Source organism: Bordetella genomosp. 7 (assembly GCF_002261415.1).
Taxonomy (GTDB): Bacteria; Pseudomonadota; Gammaproteobacteria; order Burkholderiales; family Burkholderiaceae_B; genus Bordetella_A.
On sequence record NZ_NEVI01000001.1, the window covers coordinates 192,808 to 209,384 of the forward strand.

Genomic DNA, 16,577 nt, shown 5'->3' on the forward strand with positions numbered 1-16,577 from the left:
TTGCCCGCCGCTCAGGGCGTGCGGATCACGTCGCAGCGCACGGTGATGGGGTGGCTGCACAGCGCGGTCATGACGGCGTCGCTGACTTCGCCATCCACATCGGTGATCACGTAGCCGATCTGGCCGCGCGTCTGCAGGTTCTGGCTGAGGATGTTCAGCCCCTGATCGGCGAGCAGGCTGTCCAGGGCGCCCAGCGCGCCGGGGGCATTGCGGTGCACGTGCAGGATGCGCGCGGCGCCGGCCGGCTCCAGATAGGGCAGTTCAGGGAAATTGACGGCGCTCTTGGTTGTGCCCGATTGCAGGAAGCGCACCAGTTTCTCGGCCACTTCGCGGCCGATGTTTTCCTGGGATTCCTGGGTGCTGCCGCCGATGTGCGGGGTAAGCAGCACGTTGGGCAAGCCGATCAAGGGGCTGTCAAGGGGTTCGTCCACGCCCTTGGGTTCGACCGGAAATACATCGAGCGCCGCGCCGGCCAGATGGCCCGATGTCAGGGCGGCGTGCAGCGCGGCAATGTCCACGACGGTGCCGCGCGATGCATTGATAAGAATAGCGCCGCGCTTCATGCGGGCCAGCGCATCGGCGTCGATAATGTTCTGTGTGCTCTTGCCGCCGGGCACATGCAGCGTCACGACGTCGGCTTGCTGCAGCAATTCATCGAGCGACCCTGCGGGGCGGGCGTTGCCCAGCGGCAGCTTGGCTTCCACGTCGTGATACACCACGCGCATGCCCATCGCTTCGGCCAGCGTGCCGACCTGCGAGCCGATGTTGCCATAGCCCACGATACCCAGCGTCTTGCCGCGGGTCTCGAACGCGCCGGCGGCCGACTTGTCCCAGTGGCCCAGGTGTACGCGCGCGTTCTTCTCGGGGATGCGGCGCAGCAGCAAGATGGCCTCGCCCAGCACCAGTTCGGCTACCGAGCGGGTGTTGGAAAACGGCGCATTGAACACCGGCACGCCGCGCTGCATGGCGGTGTTCAGGTCGACCTGGTTGGTGCCGATGCAGAAGCACCCCACCACGCGCAGATCGGGCGCGGCCGCCAGCGCTTCGGCGTCAAGGTGCGTGCGTGAGCGGATGCCCGCCACCTGCGCATCGCGCAGGGCCGCATGCAGTTCGGCGGGCGGCAGCGCGCTGGCGTGCGTGACGATATCGGTGTAGCCGGCGGCGGTGAAGACGTCGCGCGCGCGGGGGTGGATATTTTCAAACAGGACGATCTGGGCCATAGAAGCTTGGTGCAAGAATGGAAGGTGATGCCCGTATTGTGGCGCAGTTCGCGCGCGCAACGCACAGAGGCCATTTGGCCGGTGTGGCGATCAGGCCGCCACGATCCGTTCCGCGGGGAAATACAGGGCAAACGTGCTGCCCTTGCCGACTTCGCTGGTGATCAGCAGTTCGGCATCGTGCCGGATGGCGATGTGTTTGGTGATGGCCAGGCCCAGCCCTGTGCCGCCGGCGGCGCGCGAGCGGCCGCGGTCGACCCGGTAGAAGCGCTCGGTCAGCCGCGGCAAATGCGGCGCCGCGATGCCGATGCCGGTGTCCTGCACGCTGAAGCGCGCCCCGCCGTCGGGCTCGCTGCGCCATTGCACGGTGATCGTGCCGCCGTCGGGCGTGTAACGCACGGCATTGGTCAGCAGGTTCGACATCGCCGAAGCCAGCTCGGTTTCGGCGCCGAGCACATCGAGTGATTCGTCGATATTCCACGAGAATTCGTGGCGCCCTCCGGACAGGGCCTCTATCTGCTCGCGCGCCCTGCGCAGCAGCGCGGGCAGGTCCACGGCGTGAGGGTCCGATCCCGGCGAGGATTCCAGCGTCGACAGTGTCAGCAGGTCTTCCACGATGGCCTGCATGCGGCGCGCCTGCTCGTGCATCAGGCCCAGGTATTGTTCGCGCTGCGAGTCGTCCAGGGCCTCGGGCGGCATGTCGCGCAGCGTTTCCAGAAAACCCGCCAGCACCGTCAGCGGCGTGCGCAGTTCGTGCGATACGTTGGCCACGAAATCGCGGCGCGTGGTCTCAAGCTTTTCAATCTGCGTGACATCGCGCGTGATCAACAGGCGCCGATTGCTGGCATACGCAGCCAGATGCGTCATCATGACGCGTTCCTGGTCGCCGTGCGCCAGGCGCACCAGCACCGGTTCGGGCCAGCTGTCGCGATGCGCGTAAGCCACGAACTCCGGATCGCGCAGCAGGTTGAGCAGGTTGGTGCCCCGGTCGGCGGGCAGGCTCAGCCCCAGATGGTGCCGCGCCACCCGGTTGCACCAATCGATCTGGAAGTCTTCATTGAGCGTGACCACGCCGTCGGGCAGGGCCTGGGCAGCGGCCAGCATGCCTTGCATGGTGGCGCGCGTCTCGGCCAGTTCGCGCGCCCGCGCCCGGGTATAGCGGTAAAGCGGCGCAAGTATGTCGTCCCAGGGGCCCACGGACGCCGGCGGAGATGTTTCGGGGTGGTGCGCCCAACGCGATACCGCGCTCAGGCGCCAGCTGCGCCAGAACAACAAGCCCAGCAGGGCCGCGCAGAAGACCACCCAGCCGGCGGGTGCGCCCGCCAGCCAGTGCACAAACAACGCAAAGGCCGCCCACAGGGCGACCAGGAAAATAGTGCGCAGCCAGATCATCGTGGCGTTTTACCGTGCCGGCACTTGTGCGGTAAACCGGTACCCGCTGCCGCGCACCGTTTCGACATGCACGTCGTGGCCGGTGGGCTCCAGCGCCTTGCGCAGGCGGCGTATGTGCACGTCCACCGTGCGCTCTTCCACGAATACGTGATCGCCCCAGACCTGGTCCAGCAATTGCGAGCGCGAGAACACCCGTTCCGGGTGCGTCATGAAAAAGTGCAGCAGGCGGAACTCGGTGGGGCCGATCGACAGCGGCTGTTCGTTGCCCGACAGGCGGTGGGTAACCGGGTCGAGCTTCAGGCCGCCCACATCGATGATGTCGTCGGTGAGCTGCGGCGCGCGGCGGCGCAGCACCGCCTTGATGCGGGCCATCAGCTCTTTGGGCGAGAAGGGCTTGGTGATGTAGTCGTCCGCGCCGGCTTCCAGGCCATCGACCTTGTCCTGTTCGGCGCCCTTGGCGGTAAGCATGATCACCGGCACCGCCCGCGTGCGCTCGTCGTCGCGCAGCTTGCGCGCCAGGCTCAGCCCCGAGGTGCCGGGCAGCATCCAGTCGAGCAGGATGAGGTCGGGCAGTTCGGCGCGGATCAGCGTCTGCGCCTGTTCAGCGTCGAAAGCGCGAAGCACCTTGTGGCCGGCAAAAGACAGGTTGACGGCAATAAGTTCCTGGATGGCGGGTTCGTCTTCGACGACAAGAATGGTGCTGGACATGGCGGTCGAGGCAGTCAATGTTCAAGTGGGCGCTTCTGCGGCGCGAACATTGCGATAGTATGGCCGGAATATTTCAGGTATGTGACCAGGCAGGGGCGGCACGGCGTTTTCCTGCCGGCCGGCCGGTGCGGCGCGGCCTCGATCGGCTACCATTGCGTCATATACCGGGATACCAGCCATGCAACAGAACCCTGCCACTCCATCCGAGCCCGAACACGGCACGACGCATTTCGGCTTCCAGTCGGTGCCCGAAACCGAGAAAGCCCGCAAAGTCGCCGAGGTGTTCCATTCCGTGGCCTCGCGCTACGACGTCATGAACGACCTGATGTCGGGCGGACTGCACCGCGCCTGGAAAGCCTTCACCATCGGGCGCGCGGCGATCCGCCCCGGCATGAAAGTGCTGGACATCGCCGGCGGCACGGGCGACCTGGCGCGCGCCTTCGCGCGGCGGGCCGGCCCTTCGGGCGAAGTATGGCTCACCGACATCAATGATTCGATGCTGCGCGTGGGCCGCGATCGCCTGACCGACGCCGGCCTGCTGCTGCCCATTGCCGTGTGCGACGCCGAGCGTCTGCCGTTTCCCTCGGGTTATTTCGATCGCGTCAGCGTGGCGTTCGGCCTGCGCAACATGACCCACAAAGACCGCGCGCTGGCCGAAATGACGCGCGTGCTCAAGCCGGGCGGCAAGCTGCTGGTGCTGGAGTTTTCCCGGGTCGCCAAGCCGCTGGCCCCCGCCTACGACTGGTATTCCTTCAACGTGCTGCCCTGGCTGGGCAAGCGGGTCGCGGGCGACGAAGCCAGCTACCGCTATCTGGCCGAGTCCATCCGCATGCACCCCGACCAGGACACTCTGGCTGGCATGATGCGCACCGCCGGTCTCGAGCGCGTGCAGTACTTCAACCTGACGGCCGGCGTGGCCGCCCTGCACGAGGGCGTGCGGCTGGCCTGACCCCCCACAGGGGGGAACTTGTCGCCCGCGGGCTTGTCCGTTATTCTCTGGGTATTCAGTTAGTTGTAAGAAACCCTCCGGCAGAGACGCCGGCCGCACTGCGGCCTGCTCGCGCCCCTGGCCGGAAGCCCCTCGCGGCGCCTCGCCCGGCGCCCGTGCCCCAAGGAGTCACATCTTATGTTTCGTTCCCGATTCACCCGGTTGCTGGCCGCGGCGCTGATCGCCGTTGCGGGCAGCGCCATGATGGCCGTGTCGTTCGACGCCGAGGCCCGCCGCATGGGCGGCGGCAGCAGCGTCGGCCGCCAGTCCAGCAACGTCATGCAGCAGCGGCAGGCCACGACGCCGCCGGCCACCACCACCAACCGCAGCGCGGCGCCCGCCACCGGCGCCGCCGCAGGCACGGCAGCGGCCGGCGCCGCCGCCAAGAGCGGCATGTCGCGCTGGCTGGGCCCCATCGCTGGCATCGCGGCGGGCCTGGGCATTGCCGCGCTCCTGTCGCACCTGGGGCTGTCGGGCGCCTTCGCCGAGTTCCTGTCCAGCATGCTGCTGATCGCGCTGGTGGTGTTTGCCGTCATGTTCATCGTGCGCCGCCTGCGCGGCGCGGGTCCGCGCACGGCCACCCAGGGCGCCTACGGTGCCCACTCGGCCCGCCAGGACGGCTCCGGCCAGTCGCAGCAGTCCATGTGGCGCCAGGCCGCCACCCCGGCGCCGGCCCAACCGGCTGCCGCGGCTTCGGCCGCCGTTGCGGCGGCTCCGGCTGCCGTTGCGCAGCCCGCCGACGGCGACACCAACAACTGGTATATCCCTGGCGACTTCAACAGCACCGAGTTCCTGGCCAAGGCCAAAGAGCAGTTCGTGAAAATCCAGGCCATCTGGGACAGCGGCGACACCGACCGCCTGCGCGAATTCCTTACCGACGACCTGATCGCCGAACTGAAGCAGCAGCTGGCCGAGCGCGGCGCCGCGCCCAACCAGACCGAAGTCGTGCTGCTCAACGCCGAACTGCTGGGTATTGAAACGGTGTCCGACGGCCACCTGGCCAGCGTGCGCTTCTCCGGCATGCTGCGCGAAGCCCCCGGCACCGAGGCCTTCCGCTTCGAAGAGGTCTGGAACCTGTTCAAGCCCCAGCAAGGCGGCTGGCTTCTTGCCGGCATCCAGCAGATTCCCGTCGAATACGCCAGCTGAGCCTGGCGTGGCGTTCCCGCGGATCGCGGCGCGGCCTGTCCGCAGCCGCCGCCGCGGGCGCGGGCGGGCGTCCGACCCGGTAAACTCCGGGTTTGTCCGTTAAATCGGCCGGGCCCGCGGGCACGCCGGCCCGCCTAGCACTGATGCAGCCTTTTCCTTTTCTTCCCACCCCGGCGCGCGTGGCTGTCCGCGCGCTGAACGCCTTGCTGGCCCGCGAACCCTGGGCGCGCGAACGCCTGGAGCGCCACGCAGGCAAGACGGTGCGGTTCGTGCTCGGCGGCTTTACGGCGGGCCTGGCGATCAACAGCGACGGCTACGCCGACCAGGCCGATGCGGCCGTGGTGCCCGACGTAACGCTCACGGTCGATCCGGCCAAGTTCAATCCCTTGCGCCTGCTGCCCGGCCAGGAACGCCCCGACGTGGCCGAGGCCACGCACATTTCGGGCGAGGCCGCGCTGGCCCGGGTGGTGGCCGACCTGGCCGCCCACCTGCGCTGGGACCCCGAAGACGACCTGGCGCGGCTGGTGGGCGATATTCCCGCGGCGCGCCTGACCGCCGGCGCGCGCGCGGCCAACGAGGGCCTGCGCTCGGCCACCGCGGCCGTGGCCCGCAATGTGTCTGAATACCTGTCCGAAGAGCGCGGCGTGCTGGCGGGCGCGCCGCTGCTGGCCCAGTGGCGGCTCGACCACGCCGACCTGGTCACGCGCGCAGACGACCTGCAGCGTCGCATGGCCGCCCTGGACACACGCATCGCCCGCCTGGGCCGACAGCGGGGCGCCTGAATCCATGCCGACACTCCTGCGACTGCTGCGCATTCTTTATGTGGCATTCCGGTACGGGCTGGACGACCTGGTGTTGTCCAGCCTGGACCGTCCCCTGGCCCGCGGCCTGCGCTGGACGCTGCGCCTGGGCATGCGCCCGCGCGCCCCACGCGGCCTGAGGCTGCGGCGCGCGCTTGAATCGCTGGGCCCCATCTTCGTCAAGTTCGGGCAGATGCTGTCGACGCGGCGCGACCTGATCCCCGCCGATATCGCCGACGAACTGGCGCTGCTGCAAGACCGCGTGCCGCCGTTTCCCTCGGCCCAGGCCGCCGCCTGCATCGAGACGGCGCTGGGCGCGCCGCCGTCCGAGCTGTTCGCGCAATTCGAAGTGGACCCGGTGGCGTCCGCATCTATCGCCCAGGTGCACTTTGCCGTGCTGCACGACGGCCGCGAAGTGGCCGTGAAGGTGCTGCGCCCCGGCATGCGCGAAGCCATCGAGCGCGACCTGTCGCTGCTGCGCACCGTGGCGCGCATCATCGAGCGCACCGGCCCCGATGGCCGCCGCCTGAAGCCGCGCGAGGTGGTGGCCGAATTCGACAACTACCTGCACGACGAACTCGACCTGGTGCGCGAGGCCGCCAACTGCAGCCAGCTGCGGCGCAACTTCGATCCGGCTTCCGGGCGCGGCGAGCTGCTGATCGTGCCCGAGGTCATCTGGGAATACACCGCGCCCACCGTATTCACCATGCAGCGCATGTATGGCATACCGGTGGGGCAGGTAGACCGCCTGCGCGCGGCCGGCATCGATATCCCCAGGCTCGCGCGCAGCGGCGTCGATATCTTCTTTACCCAGGTGTTTACCGACGGCTTCTTCCATGCCGACATGCATCCGGGCAACATCTATGTGTCGGACCAGCCCGAAACTCTGGGCCGCTATATTGCGCTGGACTTCGGCATCGTCGGTTCGCTGTCCGAGTTCGACAAGAACTACCTGGCCCAGAACTTCCTGGCCTTCTTCCATCGCGACTACCGCCGCGTCGCGCAACTGCACATCGAATCGGGCTGGGTGCCGCCGGATACCCGCGAAGAAGCGCTCGAAGGCGCCGTGCGCGCCGTGTGCGAGCCGTATTTCGACCGTCCGCTGGCCGAGATATCGCTGGGGCAGGTGCTGTTGCGCCTGTTCCAGACCTCGCGCCGCTTCAATGTCGAGATCCAGCCGCAACTGGTGCTGCTGCAGAAAACGCTGCTCAACGTCGAGGGGCTGGGCCGCCAGCTGGACCCGAACCTTGATCTCTGGAAGACGGCCAAGCCGTATCTCGAGAATTGGATGCGCCAGCGCATGGGCCTAGACGGCCTGCGCAAGTCGCTTGCCAAAGAAGCCACGCAATGGTCGCAGATTCTGCCGGCCCTGCCGCGGCTCGTGCATGAACAGCTCAGCCGGCCCAACGTAGATCCGTTGGTGCTGCTCGAGCTGGCCCGCCTGCGCCAGACGCAGGAACGGGGCAATCGCCTGCTGGCCGTCGTGGCGGCCGTGCTGGCGGCAGCAGTGGGGGTGGCCCTGTGGGCGTTACAACGCTGACCCGCTGATTCGCCGCGCCGCGCTGTCATGAGTTCGTCATCGGGCTGTCATGACAGTTTCGCGCGGTGCGGCGATAAATAACCCTGCGCGAATAACGTGCGAGGTCCGAGCCGTAGCTACCGGTACGGCATTTTTTGAAAGTCATTAAAGCCCCACGCGGGACCAACAAGGGCACACCATGCTTTATCCTGAACTATTCAAGACCATGGAAGCCGTGCGCTGGAACATGGCAAGCGACATACCCTGGGACGACTTCGACGGCAGCAAGCTGTCGGATGAGCAGGCGTATACCATCAAGATGAACGCCATCACCGAATGGGCGGCGCTGCCCGCCACCGAGATGTTCTTGCGCGATAACCGCGGCGACAGCGATTTCTGCGCGTTCATGTCGGTATGGTTCTTCGAAGAGCAGAAGCATTCGTTGGTGCTGATCGAATACCTGCGGCGGTTCCGTCCCGAGCTCGTGCCCACCGAAGAAGAGCTGCACAAGGTGCGCTTCGAGTTCGACCCGGCGCCCGAGCTCGAGACGCTGATGCTGCACTTTTGCGGCGAGGTGCGCCTGAACCACTGGTACCGGCGCGCCGCCGAGTGGCATACCGAACCGGTCATCAAGGCGATATACCAGACCATCTCGCGCGACGAGGCGCGCCATGCCGGCGCGTACCTGCAATACATGCGCCGCGCGTTGCACGAGCGCGGCGACCGCGTCAGCGAGCAGGCGCGGCTGTCATTCTCGAAGATCGGCGTGCTGATGGCCTCGGCCAGCCGCACGGCGCAGGCCATGCACCCCACCAACCTGCATGTCAACAAGGATCTCTTCCCCAACGACACCGTGCAGTCGCGCCTGCCCGACCCGGGCTGGCTGGAGCACTGGCTGGACACGCAGATTCGTTTTGACGGCGCCTGGGAACAGAAGGTGGCCAGCCGCATTCTGCATATCCTGTCCACCCTGATGGGCCGCACCTTCGAGACCGTGAAGGACCTGAACCGTTTCCGCAAGGAAATGGTCCAGCAGTCGGCCCGCGACGGGCAATCGGGGCTGATTCTGCCTGCCGGCGCCTGAGCGCGCCGCGGGCGGCGGGGCGCGGCGTACAATCGCCGCATGTCCGCCGCCCGCTTCGAATCCAAGATACTGTCCCGCGACGCCTGCGTCGCCGCCATTGCCCAGGGCACACTGCCCAGGCCGCTGGTGTTCACCAACGGCGTGTTCGACATTCTGCACCGCGGGCATGCCACCTACCTGGACCAGGCCGCGCAATTGGGCGCGACGCTGGTCGTGGCCATCAACACCGACGATTCGGTGCGCAGGCTGGGCAAGGGCAGCGACCGCCCCCTGAACCGCCAGGAAGACCGGGCCGCCTTGCTGGCGGCGCTGGGCTGTGTCGGCGCGGTGACGATGTTCCATGAAGACACGCCGGTCCAGATCATCGGCCAACTGCGCCCCGACATTATCGTGAAGGGCGGCGACTACGATATGGAAAAACTGCCCGAAACCGCGCTGGTGCGCAGTTGGGGCGGACGCGCCGTCGCCATTCCGTTCGAGTTCGAACGCTCGACCACGTCGCTGGTGAAGAAGATCCGCGCCGGCGGCTGAGCGCCGTACGCCCGCGGCCGCTTACCTGCCGGGGGCGGGCAGCCGCAGCATGCGGTTGATGGCTTCGAGGTCGGCCTCGGCCAGGATGCCGCCCACCGCCTTCAGGCGCAGCCCGTCGAGCAGCGTGCGATAGCGGGCCTGGGCCAGGTCGCGCTGCGTGGCATACAGCTGCTGCTGCGCATTGAGCACGTCCAGGTTGATGCGCACGCCGATCTCGTAGCCTGTCTGGTTGGCCTGTACGGCCGCGCGGCTGGAGTTTTCGCCGGCTTCCAGGGCCGCGATGCGCGCCAGGCCCGACACGACGCCCGTGTAGTACTGCCTGGCCTCTTGGACGGCCTGACGGCGCGCGGCTTCGTAGTCTTCGCGCGCTTTTTGCTGAAGCTGGACTTTTTCGGTGACCTGGGAAGATACGCCGCCGCCCGAGTAAATGGGCACGGACAACACCAGCCCGATGGAACTGTCGATGGCGCGGCCGCCAGCGGCTTCGCGGTGCTGGCCTTCGGCGCTGCCGCTGGTGGCGCGCAGGCTCAGGGTAGGGTAGTGGCCGCTGCGCGCCACCTGGATTTCACGCTGCGCGATCTGCGTCTGCAGCTGCGCCCGCGCCACGGCCAGGCTGGCCGATTCGGCCTGCGTGGACCAGTCGGCCATGCGGGCGGGCTGGGGCGGCGGCAGGCGCACGCCGGCCGGCAGTTCGGCCAGCGCGCCGGGCTGCTGGCCGATGATCTTGGCCAGTTCGTCGCGCAGCACGGTCAGGGTGTTCTGCTGCAGCAGTTCCTGGGCCACGATCAGGTCGTAGCGCGCCTGGGCCTCGTAGGTGTCGGTGATGGTGGCGTTGCCCAGCTCGAAATTGCGCTTGGCCGCTTCCAGCTGGGCCGCCACTGCCGCTTTTTCGCCTTCGGTGGCGGCCAGCGTGTCTTGCGCGGCCAGTACATTGAAGTAGGCGTCGGCCACCCGCAACAGCAGGTCCTGGTAGGCCTGCTGCAACTGCAGTTCGGCATCGGCCACGCCCAGCCTGGCCTGTTCGTAGCGCTGCCAGCGCGAGCCGTCGTACAGGGGCTGGCTCAGTACCAGGCCCCAGCCCGCCCGGCTGCCGTCGCGGGCGCGCGACGAGATATTGCGGGTGGCGCGGGTTTCGTCGTAGCCGCCGATGATTTCGGCATTGACCGCGGGCAGCAGGTCGGCCCGCGCCTGCGGTAGCTGTTCGATAGAGGCGCGGTAATTGGCGCGCGCCGCGGCGTAAAGGGGGTCGCTGGCCAGTGCGGCGCGCCAGATCTGCAGCAGGTCTTGCGCGGCGTGCGCCGCGCTGGCCATGCCTGCGGCAAGCACCAGTATCAGTGAAACCGCAAGCGACCCGGGGCGCATGCGCGAGGGAATCAGAACTTGAACTGCGAAACCGTGACCCCGCGCAGCGGCTTGACCACCGTCTCGAACAGGTTGACGGTTTCGAAGCTGGCGGCGGTAGTGCGGGTGATGCGGCAGGCGGTCATGATGGGCGCCTGGCCCACGATGACGACCAGGCGTCCGCCCACGCGCAGTTGGTACTTGAGCGAATCGGGCACTGCGGGCACCGAGCCGGTGACCAGGATGGCGTCGTATTCGGTCGTGCCCCAGCCGTTGCGGCCGTCGCCGGTTTCGACCTTGACGTTGGTGACGTTGTTCAGTTGCAGGTTCTGCTGGGCGAAGGCGACCAGCCGGCTGTCGATCTCGACCGAGGTCACCTGCTGGGCCAGGTGCGCCAGCAAGGCCGCCTGGTACCCGGAACCGGTGCCGATTTCGAGCACGCAATCGGTGGGCGTGAGCTGCAGCTCTTGCGCCAGGCGGGCTTCTACCTTGGGCGCCAGCATGACCTGCCGGGTGTCCACGGCGTTGATCTGCAGCGGCAGTTCAAGATCGGAGAACGCCAGGGCGCGCAAGGCCGGCGGCACGAACTGCTCGCGGCGCACGGCGGACAAGGCATCCAGCACCTTGGAATCGAGCACGTTCCAGGGGCGGATCTGCTGCTCAACCATGTTGAAGCGGGCGATTTCTACGTCGGGCAGGGTCGAAGCGTTCATGACGGCACAGGGAAAATCAGACAGACCAACCGCACATTGTACTGATTCGTTGCATTCCTGGGGTGCGGCCCCGTAGGGCCGGACCGGTCTTACCACCAGGCGTGGAAATGATGGGTGGGGCCGTGGCCCGAGCCGACCTGCAGGCGGTCGGCGTGGCGCAGCGCCTCGGCCAGGTAGGCCTTGGCCCGCCGGGCCGCCTCGGGCACGTCTTCGCACTGCGGCAGCAGGGCTGCCAGGGCGGCCGACAGCGTGCAACCCGTGCCATGGGTATTGCGCGTGTCGATCCGGTAGCCCGGCAATTCGATCATGCGGTCGCCGTCGTGCAGAAGATCGACCGTGTCGTTGCCGGGCAGGTGCCCGCCCTTGAGCATGACCCAGCGCTGGCCGGAATAGGCCATGATGTTGCGCAGCCGCTCGGCCACGCGGCGCATTTCTTTCAGGGTCTCGACGGGCCGCTCTTCGAGCAGCACGCCGGCCTCGGGCAGGTTGGGCGTGAGCAGCGTGGCCAGGGGCAGCAGCGCCTCGCGCAGCGCGCCGACGGCTTCGCGTTCGAGCAGCAGGTCGCCGCTCTTGGCCACCATGACCGGGTCCAGCACCACGTGGGGCGGCTGCCACCGGGCCAGTTTCTCGGCCACTACCAGGGTGACCGGCTGCTGGCCCAGCATGCCGATCTTGACGGCGTCGATATGCACGTCGGCGAACACGGTGTCGATCTGTTGGCCGACGAAGGCGGGCGGCACCGGCGCGATGCCCGTGACGCCCTGGGTGTTCTGGGCCGTGAGCGCGGCCACTACGGCGCAGCCGTAGGCGCCCAGCGCGCTCATGGCCTTGACGTCGGCCAGCACCCCGGCGCCGCCCGAGGGGTCCACCCCGGCAATGCTGAGAGCGTTGGGAATACGTCGCCCGCTCTCTGGCGACAGGACCGCCCCGTTCATTTTGGAGCGCCTGTGATCAGGCCTTCGGTGGGCGAGCTGGGCGCGCCGCTATACAGTTTGCGCGGCATGCGCCCGGCGCGGAACGCGTCGCGGCCCGCTTCCACGGCTTTTTTCATGGCGGCCGCCATCAGCAGCGGGTCTTGCGCGGCGGCGATGGCGGTGTTCATCAGCACGCCGTCGCAGCCCAGCTCCATGGCGATGGCCGCATCGGATGCCGTGCCCACGCCCGCGTCGACCAGCACCGGCACGCGCGCCTGGTCGATGATCAGGCGCAGGTTCCAGGGGTTGAGGATGCCCATGCCCGAGCCGATCAGCGAAGCAAGCGGCATGACGGCCACCACACCCAGGTCTTCGAGCATGCGGCACTGGATCGGGTCGTCGGTGCAATACACCATGACCTTGAAGCCCTCGGCCACCAGGGTCTTGGCGGCCTGCAGCGTTTCGGGCATGTTGGGAAACAGGGTGTGCGGGTCGCCCAGCACTTCGAGCTTGACCAGGTCGTGGCCATCGAGCAGTTCGCGGGCCAGGCGCAGTGTGCGCACGGCGTCGTCGGCGGTGTAGCAGCCGGCGGTGTTGGGCAGCAGCGTGAATTGCGATGGCGGCACGTAGTCGAGCAGGCTGGGTTCGCCGGGGTTCTGGCCGATGTTGGTGCGGCGGATGGCGACGGTGACGATCTGCGTGCCGCTGGCGTCCAGGGCGGCGCGGGTCTGTTCGAAGTCTTTGTACTTGCCGGTGCCTACCAGCAGGCGCGAGTGGTATTCGCGGCCGGCGATGGTCAGGGTGTCAGGAGCGGTCATGGTGATGCGTGCGGATGAAAATGACGGCGGCCCATGTTGCGGGCGTTCGAGGGGATGTCTGTGGCCTCATGATAAAGCATGGCGGCTGGGATGGACGTGGGGCCGTTGGCGGTTCTTGCGTGCCTTTCGGCGTGCGGCCATGCGGGGCGGCGCACGTGCGTCGGGCTCGGGCGCATGCAGGCGCCCTCGGCCGGCTGCGCCGGCTGCCCCGCCGCCCAACGCGCCGCCCCGCATGGCCGCACGCCGAAAGGCGGGCGTGGCCCGCCGCTGCGATGGCCTGGCGGGGGGCTTCGTCCTGGAGACGGGTTTTTCGGGATGTGCGCGAGTATTCGGGATGCGCGAGTAATTACCGGGAAGCCTGGCGGGTTTGTTCCAGGGCATCGCACAGGCGTTCGGCGGCGTCCACCAGGCGCGGGCCGGGGCGGTACAGCGAATCGGCGTCCAGGCCGTATACATGGCCTTGCAGGGCGGCCGGCAGGCCGTGGCGCTGCCAGGCGGCGAGGCTGGCGTGCGTGTCCTGCGGGGCGACCGTGCCCACGAGCACGGCGTCGGGCCGGGCGGCTAGCACGCTTTCCACGGAAACCTGGGGGGCCAGCACGCCGGCCTGGGCAAATACGTTGACCCCGCCGCACAGGCGCACGGCATCGCTGACGATGCTGGCGCCGTTGAGCGTGTATACGGGCTGCAGGCCCGCCTGGATAAAGACACGCACGGGCGGGCGGCCGGCATAGCGGTCCGACAGCGCCCGCAGGCGGGCCCGCAGGCGGGCGGCGGCGGGCGTTGCCCGGGCCTCGGTGCCGAACAGCCGTCCCATGGCCTGGACGGCGTCGGGGATGGCAAGCAGGGTGCGCGGGTCGCTGTAGTACACCGGCACGCCCATGCGCCGCATCAGGTCGCCCAGGGGGTCGGGGTGGGTGGGCTGCCACGCGATCAGCAGGTCGGGCCGCAGAGCGGCCGCGCTTTCCAGGCTGGGGCGCATCGCATCGCCTATCGAGGGCAGGGCGCGCGCGTCGGGCGGATGGTCGCTGCCTTGCGCGGTGCCCGCCAGGTAACGGCCCGCGCCGGCGGCGTAGACGAGTTCGGTGGCGTGCGGGGTGATGGTGATGGCACGCCGCGCCGGATGAGGCAGGGTCACCTCGCGCCCCTGGTCGTCATGCACCGTGATGCCGGCCCGCGGGGTGTCGGCGGCCGGGGCGGCCGTCGCCAGCCAGCCGGCGAGCGCGCCGGTGACGATGACGGCCCCCCGCCGCGCTACGGCGGGCCGGGGGCGGGGCGAAAGGGCCGGGGCGGCGTTGCCTGGCACGTCAGTAGCGGATGGTGAGCGCGGCCTGCACATTGCGGCCCGCCGCGGGGTACAGGTTATAGGGGCCGCTTGCGCCCGTGCTGCCCGACCGGATGCCGTAGGTCGCGTACTCGCGGTCGAAGAGGTTGTTGACGGCAAGCGTGGCCGATATGTGCCTGGTGAACGCATAGCCCACTTTGCCGTTGACCAGCACGTAGTCGTCGAGCTGCTTGTCGAACTGGTTGGCCTGGTCGTTGTCCATGCGCGCCTTGCCCACATATTGCGCCGCCACGCTGACGAACAGCCGCTCGTCGGGCCGCCATGTGGCGCCCAGGTTGGCCATCCACTTGGGCACCAGCGGCACGGTGTTGCCGGCCAGATCCACGCCGTTATAGGTGCCCGACCGGAACTGCGCCTGCAGCCACGTGACGTTGGCGTCCAGCGCCAGCTCGCGCGTCAATGCGTGGCGCCCTTCGAGTTCCACGCCCTGGCGTCGCGTGGGCGACAGGTTGACGTTCGAGAACGTGACCGGGTTGTACTGGATCTCGTTGTCGAGATCGTAGCGAAACCACGTGAGCCGCGCACTGGACTGGCCATCCTGCCACAGGATGCCCAGCTCTTTGTCCACCGATGTCTGCGGTTTCAGGGGAGTGGCGACATACAGGGCCTCGTCGGAATTGGCCAGCCGGAAGCTGCGCCCGATCTTGCCGTACGCGGCATAGCCGTTGCCGATTTCCTGTCGCATGGCCAGCTGCCAGGCGCCCAGGTGGCGGGTCTCGTCGGAATTGCCGCTGAAGCCCGACACGGTTTCCAGGCGGTCGCGCGCGTATTGGCGGCGGCCTCCGAGCGTAATGCGGGTGGTGTCGGTGGCCTGCAGCTGCACTTCACCGAACACCCCGTGCTGGCGCTGCTCGGCGCGCCACCTGTCCGGCACGGGCGAGAACGAATAGGCGTTGGTGGCGTCGAGGTTGCTCTCCAGCATGTCCACGCCCGCGATCAAGGCGTGCCGGCCCGCCACGGGCAGGTGGTAGCGCAGGCTGCCGGTCGTCTGGTCCAGGTCCTGGGTGCGGGTGGTGTCGCCGAAGGGGCTGCCGGTAAAGCCGTGCAGCGATTTGTCGCGCTGGCCCAGTTCGGCATACAGCGTGCCGGCGCCCGCCTGCTGTTCGACCTGCACGCCAAAGGCATCGGTCTGCGTCTTGATGTAGTCGTCGGGCGTGGAGGTGCCGCGCGGGTCGTCTTCGTATTCGTTCAGGCCGGTGGCCGGATCGACGCGGCGCGGGCCGGGCAGCCCCAGTTTCTGGCGCGTGGTGCGGGCATACAGGCGCACCTGCCCGCTGTCGTGAGCGAAGCCCAGCGACACGCCGCCGCTGTCGCGGCTTTCGCGGTTGTTGTCGCGGTAGTTGTCGGTACGCAGCGTCTGGCCGTACACATCCACCGTGACATGTTCGTTCTGCAGGCCGATGGCCGCGTCGAGCTGGTGCAGGCCGTAGCTGCCCACCGTGCCGGTAGCACTGGCCGCCACGGGCTGGCCGTCGGCATTGCCGCGCCGGGTGACGATGTTGATCACGCCGCCGGTGGCGCCGCCGCCGTATTGCACCGACCCGCTGCCGCGCACGATCTCGATGCGTTCGATGCGCTGCAACGGCACGGTGCCCAGGCCCGGCGTGGACAGGTCGTTGTTGTTTTGCGGAATGCCGTCGATCAGGATCAGCGTATTGCTATGGCCGGTCAGCCCGAAGCCGCGTATATCCACGGCCGCCTGCTCGGCGGCGCCGGTGCTGTTGATCACGTGGATGCCGGCCTGGGTCGACAACAGTTCCTGCACCGTGACGGCGCTGCTGGTGCGGATCTGCTCGGCCGTCAGTACCGATACCTGCACCGGCTGGTCGCGGGCCTGCAGGGGCACGCGCGATGCGGTCACCGTAACGGGGTCCAGCTGTGTGATGGAGGGCGGGGCAGAAGGGGATTGCTGCGCGGCGGCCATCGCAGGCGCTGCGCACATGACACCGGCGGCGCGCCGGAGCAAACGGGATTTCATCTTATGAACCTCGGTGTGACGCGCGACCCCGCACGTCGTTCAAGGGAAGGGCGCGCCGTGGGCGCGGCCCCGTGTGTCGAACCGGC

Annotated in this window: 15 protein-coding genes; 6 read left to right on the plus strand and 9 right to left on the minus strand. The window is 68.2% G+C overall.

The annotated features are described in order from the left end of the window. Positions 1-11: 11 nt before the first annotated feature. From serA to phoB, 3 genes are all read right to left on the minus strand, one after another. Positions 12-1,220, minus strand: a complete 1,209-nt coding sequence (serA, locus tag CAL18_RS00915; protein WP_026639444.1) for a phosphoglycerate dehydrogenase — start codon at positions 1,218-1,220, stop codon at positions 12-14. Positions 1,221-1,310: 90 nt separating this feature from the next. Further along, complete coding sequence (gene phoR, locus CAL18_RS00920; RefSeq protein ID WP_094817173.1) at positions 1,311-2,609, minus strand: phosphate regulon sensor histidine kinase PhoR; 1,299 nt, start codon at positions 2,607-2,609, stop codon at positions 1,311-1,313. 9 nt (positions 2,610-2,618) lie between these two features. Next, positions 2,619-3,317: a phosphate regulon transcriptional regulator PhoB gene (gene phoB, locus CAL18_RS00925; RefSeq protein WP_026639442.1), complete on the minus strand. Its 699-nt coding sequence runs from the start codon at positions 3,315-3,317 to the stop codon at positions 2,619-2,621. A 178-nt stretch (positions 3,318-3,495) separates the two neighbouring features. Between phoB and ubiE the strand changes: the two genes are divergently transcribed. From ubiE to rfaE2, 6 genes are all read left to right on the plus strand, one after another. After that, positions 3,496-4,266 (plus strand): bifunctional demethylmenaquinone methyltransferase/2-methoxy-6-polyprenyl-1,4-benzoquinol methylase UbiE, encoded by a 771-nt coding sequence (gene ubiE, locus CAL18_RS00930; RefSeq protein WP_026639441.1) that lies wholly within the window; start codon positions 3,496-3,498, stop codon positions 4,264-4,266. Positions 4,267-4,443: 177 nt separating this feature from the next. Beyond that, the gene (locus tag CAL18_RS00935; protein ID WP_026639440.1) at positions 4,444-5,451 is read left to right on the plus strand and encodes a Tim44 domain-containing protein; all 1,008 of its coding nucleotides are present in this window, start codon (positions 4,444-4,446) and stop codon (positions 5,449-5,451) included. Positions 5,452-5,594: 143 nt separating this feature from the next. Then, on the plus strand, positions 5,595-6,233 hold the full coding sequence (locus tag CAL18_RS00940; protein WP_026639439.1) for a ubiquinone biosynthesis accessory factor UbiJ: 639 nt from the start codon (positions 5,595-5,597) through the stop codon (positions 6,231-6,233). Positions 6,234-6,237: 4 nt separating this feature from the next. Further along, entirely contained in the window at positions 6,238-7,791 is a 1,554-nt protein-coding gene (gene ubiB / locus CAL18_RS00945; protein WP_026639438.1) for a ubiquinone biosynthesis regulatory protein kinase UbiB, read from the plus strand. 178 nt (positions 7,792-7,969) lie between these two features. Continuing rightward, positions 7,970-8,854, plus strand: coding sequence for a ferritin (locus CAL18_RS00950; RefSeq protein ID WP_026639437.1), 885 nt, complete (start codon positions 7,970-7,972; stop codon positions 8,852-8,854). A gap of 39 nt (positions 8,855-8,893) precedes the next feature. Then, positions 8,894-9,385 (plus strand): D-glycero-beta-D-manno-heptose 1-phosphate adenylyltransferase, encoded by a 492-nt coding sequence (gene rfaE2 / locus CAL18_RS00955; RefSeq protein WP_094795794.1) that lies wholly within the window; start codon positions 8,894-8,896, stop codon positions 9,383-9,385. Positions 9,386-9,406: 21 nt separating this feature from the next. Here rfaE2 and CAL18_RS00960 read toward each other — a convergent pair whose 3' ends face one another. The 6 genes from CAL18_RS00960 to CAL18_RS00985 form a co-directional block, all read right to left on the minus strand. After that, positions 9,407-10,747: a TolC family outer membrane protein gene (locus CAL18_RS00960; protein WP_026639435.1), complete on the minus strand. Its 1,341-nt coding sequence runs from the start codon at positions 10,745-10,747 to the stop codon at positions 9,407-9,409. An 11-nt stretch (positions 10,748-10,758) separates the two neighbouring features. Next, positions 10,759-11,439, minus strand: coding sequence for a protein-L-isoaspartate O-methyltransferase family protein (locus tag CAL18_RS00965; protein WP_094795795.1), 681 nt, complete (start codon positions 11,437-11,439; stop codon positions 10,759-10,761). A gap of 89 nt (positions 11,440-11,528) precedes the next feature. After that, positions 11,529-12,374, minus strand: a complete 846-nt coding sequence (gene thiD / locus CAL18_RS00970) for a bifunctional hydroxymethylpyrimidine kinase/phosphomethylpyrimidine kinase (RefSeq protein WP_026639433.1) — start codon at positions 12,372-12,374, stop codon at positions 11,529-11,531. Then, positions 12,371-13,171, minus strand: coding sequence for a thiazole synthase (locus tag CAL18_RS00975; RefSeq protein ID WP_026639432.1), 801 nt, complete (start codon positions 13,169-13,171; stop codon positions 12,371-12,373). The genes thiD and CAL18_RS00975 overlap by 4 nt, the downstream gene beginning before the upstream one ends. Positions 13,172-13,517: 346 nt before the next feature. After that, a complete protein-coding gene (locus CAL18_RS00980; RefSeq protein ID WP_432759128.1) occupies positions 13,518-14,405 on the minus strand; it encodes a cobalamin-binding protein in 888 nt (295 codons plus the stop codon). Positions 14,406-14,475: 70 nt separating this feature from the next. Next, a complete protein-coding gene (locus CAL18_RS00985) occupies positions 14,476-16,491 on the minus strand; it encodes a TonB-dependent receptor (RefSeq protein WP_094795797.1) in 2,016 nt (671 codons plus the stop codon). Positions 16,492-16,577 lie beyond the last annotated feature (86 nt).